This is a genomic window from Rhizobium sp. RU20A (genome assembly GCF_900155885.1).
In the GTDB taxonomy this organism is placed as follows: domain Bacteria; phylum Pseudomonadota; class Alphaproteobacteria; order Rhizobiales; family Rhizobiaceae; genus RU20A.
Map to the genome: position 1 here is coordinate 1,521,364 of NZ_FTMB01000001.1, position 12,101 is coordinate 1,533,464.

At 63.9% G+C, this 12,101-nt stretch carries 10 protein-coding genes; 7 read left to right on the forward strand and 3 right to left on the reverse strand.

Annotated elements, in window-relative coordinates; translation table 11 throughout:
• Position 1 precedes the first annotated feature (1 nt).
• From F3H41_RS07335 to F3H41_RS07365, 7 genes are all read left to right on the forward strand, one after another.
• Positions 2-337: a hypothetical protein gene (locus F3H41_RS07335; RefSeq protein ID WP_244616094.1), complete on the forward strand. Its 336-nt coding sequence runs from the start codon at positions 2-4 to the stop codon at positions 335-337.
• Positions 338-339: 2 nt separating this feature from the next.
• Positions 340-1,224 carry an ABC transporter permease gene (locus tag F3H41_RS07340; RefSeq protein ID WP_149737908.1) on the forward strand — a complete coding sequence of 295 codons (885 nt, stop codon included), beginning with the start codon at positions 340-342 and terminating at the stop codon, positions 1,222-1,224.
• Positions 1,221-2,102 carry an ABC transporter permease gene (locus tag F3H41_RS07345; RefSeq protein ID WP_149737909.1) on the forward strand — a complete coding sequence of 294 codons (882 nt, stop codon included), beginning with the start codon at positions 1,221-1,223 and terminating at the stop codon, positions 2,100-2,102. Before F3H41_RS07340 ends, F3H41_RS07345 begins: the two co-directional genes overlap by 4 nt.
• Positions 2,103-2,120: 18 nt before the next feature.
• The gene (locus F3H41_RS07350; RefSeq protein WP_149737910.1) at positions 2,121-3,113 is read left to right on the forward strand and encodes an ABC transporter substrate-binding protein; all 993 of its coding nucleotides are present in this window, start codon (positions 2,121-2,123) and stop codon (positions 3,111-3,113) included.
• Between the two features lie 313 nt (positions 3,114-3,426).
• Positions 3,427-4,677 (forward strand): efflux RND transporter periplasmic adaptor subunit, encoded by a 1,251-nt coding sequence (locus tag F3H41_RS07355; RefSeq protein ID WP_244616095.1) that lies wholly within the window; start codon positions 3,427-3,429, stop codon positions 4,675-4,677.
• Positions 4,678-4,686: 9 nt separating this feature from the next.
• Positions 4,687-8,001, forward strand: a complete 3,315-nt coding sequence (locus tag F3H41_RS07360) for an efflux RND transporter permease subunit (RefSeq protein ID WP_149737911.1) — start codon at positions 4,687-4,689, stop codon at positions 7,999-8,001.
• Positions 8,002-8,453: 452 nt separating this feature from the next.
• Positions 8,454-9,095, forward strand: a complete 642-nt coding sequence (locus F3H41_RS07365; protein WP_244616096.1) for a Crp/Fnr family transcriptional regulator — start codon at positions 8,454-8,456, stop codon at positions 9,093-9,095.
• Between the two features lie 286 nt (positions 9,096-9,381).
• Here F3H41_RS07365 and F3H41_RS07370 read toward each other — a convergent pair whose 3' ends face one another.
• The 3 genes from F3H41_RS07370 to ureG all read right to left on the reverse strand — a co-directional run bounded on the left by F3H41_RS07370 (position 9,382) and on the right by ureG (position 12,098).
• A complete protein-coding gene (locus F3H41_RS07370; RefSeq protein ID WP_244616097.1) occupies positions 9,382-10,032 on the reverse strand; it encodes an abortive infection family protein in 651 nt (216 codons plus the stop codon).
• 622 nt (positions 10,033-10,654) lie between these two features.
• Complete coding sequence (locus F3H41_RS07375; RefSeq protein ID WP_149737913.1) at positions 10,655-11,485, reverse strand: MBL fold metallo-hydrolase; 831 nt, start codon at positions 11,483-11,485, stop codon at positions 10,655-10,657.
• Between the two features lies 1 nt (position 11,486).
• Positions 11,487-12,098, reverse strand: coding sequence for an urease accessory protein UreG (gene ureG, locus F3H41_RS07380; RefSeq protein WP_149737914.1), 612 nt, complete (start codon positions 12,096-12,098; stop codon positions 11,487-11,489).
• Positions 12,099-12,101 lie beyond the last annotated feature (3 nt).

Below are 12,101 nucleotides of genomic sequence, written 5' to 3' on the forward strand. Positions count from 1 at the left end.
GATGTCCCCGACCTTCCTCACGGTCCTCGCCGCTTCCATGGCGACATTCCTGGCTGCCGCGACCGCTTCGCGCGCCTACGTCTCCAGCAACCAGATCTGGATGCTGCTGCTCTCGCTCGCCCTTTACTGCGCCGGCAATCTCATGATGGTGAAGCTGATGCGCGAGGGCGGGCTTGGCCTTGCCATCTCGCTCTCGGCCGTCGTCCAGCTCGTCGCCATCAACGTCATCGCCTTCCTCGTCTTCGGCGAGCGGCTGACCACGATCCAGATGGCCGGCGTCGGCATTGGAATTGTCGCGATGGCGCTGATGATGCTGCCAACCGGCGGGAGGGCGTGACCATGAGGACCGATAGTTTCCTGCGCGACCGTCTCATCCCCGTCGGCACGGTCATCGCGATCCTGATTGCCGTCTGGTACGTCGCCGCCGTCTTCCTCAACGCGCCCTTCGAGCGCGATACGGCCGCCCGAGCCGGCACGGAGGTCACTTTTGCCGAGATCCTGCCGAGAACGATGGCGCAGGAGCGTCCCGTTCTGCCCGCGCCCCATCAGGTGATCGCCGAGATCTGGGACACGACCGTCAACAAGGCGGTCACCTCCAAGCGCAGCCTCGTCTACCACGCCTGGATCACGCTGTCCGCCACCCTGCTCGGCTTCGGCATCGGCGCCGCGCTCGGCATCGTGCTTGCCGTCGGCATCGTCCATAACAGGGCCATGGACCGCTCCTTCATGCCCTGGGTCATCGCCAGCCAGACGATCCCGATCCTGGCGGTCGCGCCGATGATCATCGTGGTGCTGAATGCCATCGGCATTTCCGGCCTGCTGCCGAAGGCGCTGATTTCCACTTACCTGTCCTTCTTCCCCGTCGTGGTGGGCATGGTGAAGGGCCTGCGCAGCCCCGAGGCCATCCAGCTCGACCTCATGCACACCTACAATGCCACGCCGGCGCAAACGTTCTGGAAGCTGCGCTGGCCGGCCTCCATGCCCTACCTCTTCACCTCGCTGAAGGTCGCCGTAGCCATTTCGCTGGTCGGCGCCATCGTCGGCGAACTGCCGACCGGTGCGGTCGCAGGCCTCGGCGCGCGGCTGCTCGCCGGCTCCTATTACGGCCAGACGGTGCAGATCTGGTCGGCGCTCTTCATGGCGGCGGCGCTTGCCGCCATCCTCGTCGCCATCGTCGGCATAGCGCACACCGCCGTGCTGCGCCGCATGGGAGCACGCCCATGAGCGGAGAAAACAACTGGGGCCTCATCCTCGGCACGCTCGTCTTCTGGGCCGCCGCCTGGGCGCTGAACGAATGGCTGGTGCGCCGGGATTTTGCCGCGCCGCTCGCCCGCAGGGCTGCGCGTCTTGCCGTGCCGCTGATCTTCGGCATCACCATTCTCGTGCTGTGGGAAGGGCTGGTGCGCGGCTTCAACGTACCCTCGGTGCTGCTGCCGCCGCCCTCGATGATCGGCGTGCGGCTCGTCAATTCGCTGCCCATCCTCGCCGCCGATTTCCGCCAGACCTTCCTCAAATCGGTGCTGACGGGCTATGCCATGGGTTGCGGCCTCGGCTTTCTCGTCGCCATCCTTATCGATCGCTCGCCCTTCCTGCAGAAGGGCCTGCTGCCGCTCGGCAATTTCGTCTCGGCGCTTCCGGTCATCGGCGTCGCGCCGATCATGGTCATGTGGTTCGGCTTCGACTGGCAGTCCAAGGTCGCCGTCGTCATCATCATGACCTTCTTCCCCATGCTGGTGAACACGGTTGAGGGCCTTGGCGCCGCCAGCCATATGGAACGCGACCTGATGCGCACCTATGCCGCCAGCTGGTGGCAGACGCTGATCAAGCTGCGCCTTCCGGCCGCATGGCCCTTCATCTTCAACGCGCTGAAGATCAACTCGACGCTCGCCCTCATCGGCGCCATCGTCGCGGAGTTCTTCGGCACGCCGATCGTCGGCATGGGCTTCCGCATCTCCACCGAAGTGGGGCGGATGAATGTCGACATGGTCTGGGCCGAGATCGCGGTCGCCGCGCTCGCCGGCTCGGCGTTTTACGGGGCCGTGGCGCTCATCGAGCGCATGGTCACCTTCTGGCATCCGTCTGTCCGTGGTGGGCAGGCCTAACAAGAAGAGGGAACGACAATGAAGACCACCATCGCATCGCTGATCGCCGGCACCGCGCTGGCGCTGACGGCCTTTTCCGCGCACGCGGCCGACAAGGTCACGCTGCAGCTGAAGTGGGTGACGCAGGCCCAGTTCGCCGGCTACTACGTCGCCAAGGAAAAGGGTTACTACGAGGAGGAAGGCCTTGATGTCGAGATCAAGCCGGGCGGCCCGGACATTGCCCCGGCCCAGGTGATCGCCGGCGGCGGCGCCGATGTCATCGTCGACTGGATGCCCTCGGCGCTGGCCACCCGCGAAAAGGGCGTGCCCCTCGTCAACATCGCCCAGCCCTTCAAGAAATCCGGCATGATGCTGACCTGTCTGAAGGAAAGCGGCGTCGCGACGCCCGCCGACTTCAAGGGCAAGACGCTCGGCGTCTGGTTCTTCGGCAACGAATATCCGTTCCTGTCCTGGATGAGCCAGCTGAAGCTGAAGACCGATGGCGGCCCGGATGGCGTGACGGTGCTGAAGCAGGGCTTCAACGTCGATCCGCTGATCCAGAAGCAGGCCGCCTGCATCTCCACCATGACCTATAACGAATACTGGCAGGTGATCGACGCCGGCATCAAGCCGGAAGACCTCGTCACCTTCAAGTACGAGGACCAGGGCGTGGCGACGCTGGAAGACGGTCTCTACGTGCTGGAAGACAAGCTGAAGGACCCGGCCTTCAAGGAGAAGATGGTCAAGTTCGTCCGCGCCTCCATGAAGGGCTGGAAATACGCCGAGGCCAATTCGGACGAAGCCGCCGAGATCGTGCTCGAAAACGATTCCACCGGCGCCCAGACGGAAGCCCACCAGAAGCGCATGATGGGCGAAGTCGCCAAGCTGACGGCCGGCTCGAACGGCGCGCTGGATGAAGCCGACTACAAACGCACCGTCGCCTCGCTTCTGGCCGGCGGTTCCGACCCCGTGATCTCCAAGGAGCCGGAAGGCGCCTGGACGCATGACGTGACCAATGAGGCGCTGAAGTAATCCGCAGCGCGCGGCTCAGAGTAGAAGGGGGCGTGCGACAAGCTGTTGCGCGCCCCTTTTGCGTTGGCGACTCTTCTCGTGTTGCAGTGCAGTGCAAAGCAGGCTAAAAATTATTGAGGCACCACAAGATTTGCAATCTTGTAAGCATTTCGGGCGCTGATTACATTCGCCTGCGCCCGCAGGTTCGAAAAACCTACGAGAAGCCGTTGGTTTTGCGGTGTCTCCGGCAAGCAATGACGCCCGCAAGACTCCGGGCAGAGCGGAATGACGGCGAATGCCACAGGCGGTAAGGCCGCACGCAGGCGCAAAGTCCATGGTTTTGAAAGTATATGAGATGGCCGACACGTTGAACCCCCTCCTGGCCGGCGCCCTTCTTGCAGGGCTTTCGCTGGCCGCTGCGGCCCCCTTGCAGGCTCTGGCGCAGGACACTGCCACACCTGCCGCTGAGACCAGCGCGCAGCCGTCTGCCGAGCAGGCGCTGCCCGCCATCGTCGTCAGCGCCGTGACAAGCCGCAAGATGACGGACCGCGTTCTGACCTCCGGCACGATCCGCGCCATCGAGGAAGTTTTCGTCGCGCCGCTCGTCGAAGGCCTGTCGATCCGCTCGCTTCAGGCCGATGTCGGCGATACCGTTGCCGCCGATCAGGTTCTTGCCACCCTCAATGACGACCAGCTCGTGTTGCAGAAGAGCCAGCTGGAGGCAACGCTTGCGAAGGCCGAGGCGGGCCTCGCCCAGTATCAGGCAGCGCTCGCCGAAGCTCAGGCCAATGCCGAAGAGGCCGTGCGCACCCGAGACCGCAATGCCGCGCTCGTGAAGAACGGCATCGTCTCAACGGCCATCGCCGACCAGACACGCGCCGCCGCGACGGCCGCCCTCGCCCGGGTCAACTCCGCCGAGCAGGCGATCGCCGTCTCCAAGGCCGACATCAAGGTCGCCGAAACCCAGATTTCCGATATCGACCTTCGGCTTGCCCGCACCGCCGTCAAGGCGCCGGTCGCCGGCGTGATCTCCGCTCGCACCGCCAAGGTGGGGGCGATCGCCAGCGGCGCCGGCCAGCCCCTCTTCACGCTCATTCGCGACAATGCCATCGAGCTCGTCGCCGACCTTTCCGAAACCGACATCCAGAAGATCAAGGTCGGCCAGCCGGCCACTGTGACAGTGGCGGGCGGAACGACGGCAATCGAAGGCAAGGTGCGGCTCGTTTCGCCCACCGTCGATCCCGTCACGCGCCTCGGCGCCGTGCACATCGTCGTCAGCGGAGATCAGGGCGCGCGCGCCGGCATGTATGCGAGCGCCGAGATCGTCATCCGCGAGGAAGAGGGCCTTGCTTTGCCGCTGTCGGCCATCACCAGCGGCCGGGACGGCTCCTTCGCCCGCGCGGTGGAGAACGGCGTCGTCAAGCAGGTGAAAATCGAAACCGGCATCCAGGATGGCGGCTTCATCGAAATCGTCAGCGGCCTGAAGGCTGGTGACCTTGTGGTGGCGAAGGCGGGGGCTTTCGTGCGGGATGGCGACAAGATCAAGCCGATCCGTAGCGAAGAGACCCAGGCCGCGTCCAACTGAGGGTAGGACATGAACTTTTCCGCCTGGTCGATCCGCAATCCCATTGCGCCGCTGCTCGGCTTTGCCCTGCTTCTCTTCATGGGGATCCAGGCGTTCTACGCCCTGCCGATCACCCGCTTCCCGAACATCGACGTCCCCGTCATCGCGGTCAGCGTCCAGCAGAGCGGCGCATCACCCGCCGAGCTGGAAGTGCAGGTGACCAAGGAAATCGAGGACGCGGTGGCGTCCATCAGCGGCGTCGATGAGGTCCAGTCTACCGTCACCGACGGCAATTCGCAGACCGCCGTCGTCTTCCGCATCGAAAAGCCGACGGCCGAAGCGCTGCAGGAAACCAAGGACGCCATCGACAAGATCCGCGGCGACCTGCCGGCCGGCATCGAGGAACCCGTCATCACCAAGGTGGACGTGGAAGGTCAGGCCATCCAGACCTTCGCGGTGACCGCACCGAACATGACGCTGGAAGAGCTTTCCTGGTTCGTGGACGATACCGTCAAGCGCGCCCTTCAGGGCCAGCCCGGTGTCGGCCGCATCGACCGCTACGGCGGGGCGGACCGCGAGGTGCGCATTGCGCTGAACCCGGACAAGCTCGCCGCCTACGGCATCACCGCGCCAGACGTCAACGCGCAGCTGCGCGGCACCAACGTCGATCTCGGTTCGGGCCGCGGCCAGGTGGCCGGCAACGAGCAGACGATCCGCACGCTCGGTGACGCCCGCAGCGTCGCCCAGCTCGCCAACACCACCATCGCCCTGCCGACAGGGACCTTCGTCAAGCTCTCCGAACTCGGCACCATCACCGACACCTATCAGGAACAGAAGTCCTTCTCGCGCTTCAACGGCGCGCCGACGGTGACCTTCGCCGTGTTCCGCGCCAAGGGCGCCAGTGAAGTCTCGGTCTCCGACACCGTCGCCGAAAGCCTTGCGGCCGTGCGCAAGACCCATCCCGAAGTCTCCATCGCCATGGTGGATGACAGCGTCTACTTCACCTACGGCAATTACGAGGCGGCCCTGCACACGCTGATGGAGGGAGCCCTGCTCGCCGTCATCGTGGTCTTCCTCTTCCTGATGAACTGGCGCGCCACGCTCATTGCCGCCGTCGCCCTGCCGCTGTCCGCGATCCCGACCTTCTGGATCATGGACCTCATGGGCTTCTCGCTGAACCTCGTCAGCTTCCTCGCACTGACGCTGGCGACGGGTATTCTCGTCGACGACGCCATCGTCGAGATCGAGAACATCGCCCGCCACATCAAGATGGGCAAGACGCCCTATCGTGCCGCGCTGGAAGCCGCCGACGAAATCGGCCTCGCCGTCATCGCGACGAGCTTCACCATCATCGCCGTCTTCGTACCGGTGTCGTTCATGCCGGGCATTCCCGGCCAGTACTTCATCCAGTTCGGCCTGACGGTCGCCTTCTCCGTGTTCTTCTCGCTGATGGTGGCGCGTCTCATCACGCCGCTGATGGCCGCCTATCTGATGCGCTCCGGCGACGGCATGGACGAACACCACGACAAGGACGGCCTGATCATGCGCGGCTACACCCGGCTGGTGTCCGGGACGACCCGCAAATGGTACTGGCGCTACACCACCCTGCTCGGCGCCATCGCCTTCCTGATCGGCTCCGTCATGCTGCTCGCGCAGGTGCCCGGCAGCTTCCTGCCGCCGGAAGACAATTCCCGCGTCGTTCTCTCGGTGGAACTGCCGCCGAACGCAACGCTGGATGAAACCAGCGCCTCGACCAACCAGATCTATGCGGCGATACGCGACATCCCCGGCGTCGAGAGCGTCTTCGTCCTTGGCGGCGCCTCGCCGAAGGGCGATCTCGAAATGCGCCGCGCCACCGTGCGCGTCATCCTCGAACATATCGACCACTCGCTGCTGAAGACGCTCGTCAACAAGGGTCTCGGAAATCTGCCGCTGATCGGCCACCTCATGCCCAAGGTGGAAGACAATGGCCGCACGCGCCCGCAATGGGATATCGAGCGGGAGATCTTCCAGGCGGTGCGATCGATCCCGGACGTGCGTATTTCCAAGGTCAACGACCGCGCCGAGCGTGACCTGACCTTCAACTTCCTCTCGACCAACGAGCAGGATCTGAACGAGGCGATCGGTACGCTGGAATCGCGCCTGCGCGCCTCCTCGGTGCTCGCCAACGTCTCGTCCGAGGGCGCCCTGCCCCGGCCGGAATTGCAGATCCGCCCCCGCACGGCGGAAGCGGCCCGCCTCGGCATCACGCCGCAGCAGATCGCCCAGACAGTGCGCGTCGCCACCATCGGCGACGTGGACGCCAACCTCGCGAAGATCTCGCTGGACGACCGGCAGATCCCGATCCGCGTGCAGATGTCGCTGGATGTGCGCCGCGATCTCCAGGCGATTCGCAACCTGAAGATCAAGACCGCGAGCGGCGCCAGCGTGCCGCTCTATACGGTCGCCGACATCGACTATGCGGAGGGCCCGAGCTCGATCAAGCGCAACAACCGCAACCGCGTCGTCGCCATCGGCTCCGACGTGCCTTTCGGCACCGCGCTCGATACGGCAACGGCCGAATTCAAGAAGATCGTGGCCGAAACCCAGCTGCCGCCGACGGTGCAACTGGCCGAAAGCGGCGACGCCAAGGTGCAGGCGGAGATGACGCAGAGCTTCGGCAACGCCATGCTGCTCGGCCTCCTGATGGTGCTCGTGGTGCTGATCCTGCTCTTCAAGGACGTGATCCAGCCCTTCACCATCCTCTTCTCGCTGCCGCTGGCCATTGGCGGCGTGGCGATGGGGCTCATCCTCACCGGCAACTCGCTCTCCATGCCCGTCCTCATCGGCATCCTCATGCTGATGGGCATCGTGACGAAGAACGCCATCCTGCTGGTGGATTTCGCCATCGAGATGAAGCGGCACGGCATGGAGCGGGTGGAAGCCATGATCGAAGCCGGCCGCAAGCGTGCGCGCCCGATCATCATGACCTCCATCGCCATGTCCGCCGGCATGCTGCCCTCGGCGCTCGGCGTCGGCGAAGGCGGCTCCTTCCGCGCACCCATGGCGATCGCCGTGATCGGCGGCATCATCGTCTCGACGGTGCTCAGCCTCGTCGTCGTGCCCTCCTTCTTCCTGATCATGGATGATCTGTCGCGCCTGCTCGGCCGCATCTTCGGCCGCTTCGTCGGCAAGAAGGACGAGGAAAGCCCGCCGATGGACAACGAGGCGCTGACGGAAACGGTGATCGACCAGAGCCGCGTCATCAATGCGCTGCAGACGCGCCTTGCCAAGCTGGAGGCCGAGGAAAACGGCCCGCCCGCCAAGTCGAACGTGATCAACCATCCGGCGCTCGCCGCCGAATAGCGGCCACGACATCCGATCGGCTGACAGGCCCCCGGCATCCGTGCCGGGGGCTTTCTTGTTTTTGAGCCGTCTTCCAGACCTGCGCCAGCGCCTCAACGAAGCGAAAACGGGTCTGGTCAGAAATCACCCTCTGCCTGCAAATGCTCCCGCTTGCTGCGGCCGCCGATTGATCAAGATCAAGGCCGGTCTTGCCCTTTGCTGCGATTGTCTTCCCAGAACGAACCATGTGCCACCGAAGGCCTGAACCCGCGCAAGCCGGTTCAGCGCGCTGTCAGCATGCCTCGCCCAATGGTCCTGCTTCCTTGCGGGAGACGGCGCGGCGGCCGGGCCATGGGGCTGGGGCGCGTCACGACGGGCGCAAAGAACGGGGGCGGCGACCAGACCTTGCCGCACCCGGAAAGGGGATGACGGTGAAAACCTTGAGATTGAACACGAGAGACCGCGAAACGATCATGAAATGCCAGCTCTTTGGCGGCGTGCGTCCGGAAACGGCGGCGCGCCTGCTGGATGGCGCGCTGGTCTCGAGCCATGAGGCCGGCGACATTCTCTTTCGCGAAGGCGAAGGCATCGACAGCCTGATGGTGGTGCTGAACGGCCTGGTGCGCGTTTACCGCAGCGGCCGCGAAGGCCGGGAAGCCGACCTCGGCGTCTTCACCGCCGGCGACGTTTTCGGTGAATGCGCCATCCTCTCGCGCGGCCGCGTGGCCGGCGCCCATGGCCAGGCGCTGGAACCGAGCCTGATCGCCCACATCGACATGCACCGCGCCCGGCAGATGCTCGCCGAAGACCCGAGCTTTGCCAGCGCCGTCATGACGCTGCTCTGCCAACGCCTGCACGATCTGCAGGACAGCCTGGCCGAAGACCGCCTGCTGACGGCCCACCAGCGCGTCGCCCACTATCTGCTGCGCCACTGCCCGGAAGGCCAGGCCCCGGTCAGCTTCCGCCTGCCCTTCCAGAAAAGCGTCCTCGCCGGCAAGCTCGGCCTTGCGCCGGAAGCCCTCTCCCGCGCCTTCTCCCACCTTCGCCAACGCGGCGTGGTGGTGCGCGGCCGGGTGATCGAGGTGCACGACAAGGATGCGCTGCGCGAGGCGTGAGGGGTGCAGCGGGTGTGAGTGGCGGTTGGGGGTCTTGGCGGCAGGCTCAGGGCTGTCGTCGGCTTTTTGCCCGAAGCAGACCTACTTATCTGGAATTCTGACGGCGGCTTTGCACCCTCAATTCGGACGTTTGGATAGCTTCCAGTTTTACCCAAATCCCGTCGTTCGCATTCGTATATCGAGGTGACTTATCGTGCGGAGATTGGGAAATGAGACTCGTTGGTGAAGTCTAGATGCGAACCTTTTTCGGCGTGTGAGGCAGAGGCTTATCGGTGTCTGTTTTGGGTTAACGGGAGCGTTCAAGCGATGTTTCTACAAGAAACATCGCCATGGCACCTGCTAAATTAACCGCAAGTGCCGCGTGGCGTTCGGTTGCACGCGCGGGTTTGGAGCCTCGTCCATGGGCATCGCTTAGTTTGTTCCGGATCGCGCCCAACCCTTCAACAACAGCTTGGCAGCTACCGAGTATACGTTTGAAAATATCTTCGGTGTGCTGATCTGGAGCAAGATTCAGGCATTCGGCAGCGCTGCGATATAGGCGCGGCAGTTCATCTTTTTCATTATAGGCCGCGCCTGCTCCTTCGATAATATGCTTGCAGACCGTCTCTAGTAGCGTGCGGGCCAGGGTAATTGCGCCCTCCGGATCGGTTTGCCTGCGTTCAAGAGCACGTTGCCAAACCGTGTGAACGCCTACTTCGTCGAAAGAGGCTAAGGCGTCGGACACAATGCTGTCGGCAGGCTGCCTTTGCGTTGCGCGTTGGACCGCTTTAAAAAGTTCCGGAGTAGGGTATTTGTCGAAGGTCCGGCGGGCCACCTCTAACACTTGTTCACGCGACAGCTTGAGCAGACGGATCGAAACATAACGCTGTTTGCTTGAGAATGCTTGGTCACGCGTGCCTGGCTCCAGACCAAGTGCCTCGCAGACATCTGCGAGCATGTTGGCGCTGATCGGGTATAACGCTTGTACTATGGCAGCTCGGAGTGCCGCGGTGCTAGACTGTTGCATAACTTATTCTGACATATTGCAAAGCCGCATCACCTTACGTTGCACTTGCGGTTAGTGCTAGATTAAACTGGAATCGAATGATTGAGATCGGCTGATTTGTAGCCGAATGGCAGCTCACCCAACTTGTCATGCGAAACTCGCCGTTACCCTCTCGGCATACCTAAATATAAAGCGGGCGCTGTTTTTATAACTCATCCCAGATATTTTTTGAACACCTGCACAACGGTGCCGTGATTGCTGCGGGGCCAGCACACGGGGTGACCATCACGCGGGAGGTAGTGTATGTCGTAAGCGCAGCAAGCTGCGGCTTTTCCGCCAAGTTCAAGATGTATTTATAGCAGTTGATGACCGCATTTTGATGGCTGGTGCCAAACAGGCGGCTCCTAATCAAGTAGTAAAACTCACCTGCTTGAACGACTGCGTTCCATAATCGAACCTTAAAACCGCCAGTCCGGTCCCGGCCCCATGGCAGCCTGCACCCTCGAATTGGTCCATGTCTCCTATCGCCGCTTCCCATCCGATGAACCTCGCGCCCCGGAAATGCCCCCGCCCCTCAGGCCAGAAACGACGACGGCACCAGGCGGTAGCCCTCGCCATCGCGCATCACCAACCGGAAGCCGTCAATGTGCCCGCCGCTGATGACGAGTTTCTCTTCGGCGGCGAGCGCCAGCGCCTTGCGGCGGCTCTCGCGGGCGGTCTCCGGATCGAGGTCGAAGGTGAAGCCGAGAGCGGGGTCCTGCGGTTGCAGCGCCTCGGCATGCACGACATCGCCCCACAGCAGCAGGCCCCAGTCACCGGCGCCGATGCGGTAGCCGCTGTGCCCCGGCGTATGGCCGGGCAGCGCGAGGCAGCACAGTTCCTCGGCCACGTTGCCGGGCTCGATGGTGCGCAGCCGCAGGCCGGGCGTCGCAAGAAGCCGGGCGGCGACATCGAAGGCGCCGCGCCGGCCCTCCGGCACATGCGCGCGCGCCGCTGCATCCGTGTAGAAGGCGAGTTCGGATGCCGGCACCAGCACCTCCGCATTCGGAAAATAGGCGCTCTCCCCATCGACCAGCCCATAGGCGTGATCGCCATGCAGATGGGTGAGGTAGATCCGGTTGATGTCGCCGGGTTCCACGCCCTGCACGTCGAGCGCGCGGCGCAGGGATCCGTAGGTGTCGCCCCAGACCGTGCCGCAGCCGACATCGACGAGGCTGAGGCCATCCGGCCCCTCGAGGAGAAAACCGTTGACGGGCATGGGGATGGTATCGGCGCTTTCCCCGAGCAGGTCGGCGATACGGCCTGCCCCCTCCGGATGCATCAGCGCGGAGACAGGCGCCTTGAAGATCCCGTCGACCAGCCGGGTGATCGTATAGACGCCAGCCCTGACCGGATGTGCCCGCATGTCAAAGCCCGCCGTTCACCGTGAGAAAATCGACGATCTCGTCCACGCCCGCGCCGCGCTTCATGTCGGAAAAGACGAAGGGCCGCGCCGCACGCATCCGGCCCGCGTCGGCCTCCATGACGGAAAGATCGGCGCCGACGAAGGGCGCAAGATCGGTCTTGTTGATGACGAGGAGGTCCGAGCGCGTGATGGCCGGCCCGCCCTTGCGCGGGATTTCCTCGCCCTGGCACACGGAGATGACGTAGATCGTCAGATCCGCGAGATCCGGCGAAAAGGTCGCGGCCAGATTGTCGCCGCCCGATTCGATGAAGATGACGTCAAGATCGGGAATGCGCCGGTTGAGATCGGCAATGGCCTGCAGATTGATCGTCGCATCCTCGCGGATCGCCGTGTGCGGGCAGCCGCCGGTCTCAACGCCCACGATGCGCTCGGACGGCAGCGCCTGCATGCGCACCAGCGCCTCGGCATCTTCGCGCGTGTAGATGTCGTTGGTGACAACGGCGACGGAATAGCGCTCGCGCATCGCCTTGCACAGCTTGTCGGTCAGCGCCGTCTTGCCCGAGCCCACCGGCCCGCCAATGCCCACACGAAGCGGTCCGTTTCTCGATGCCATGTC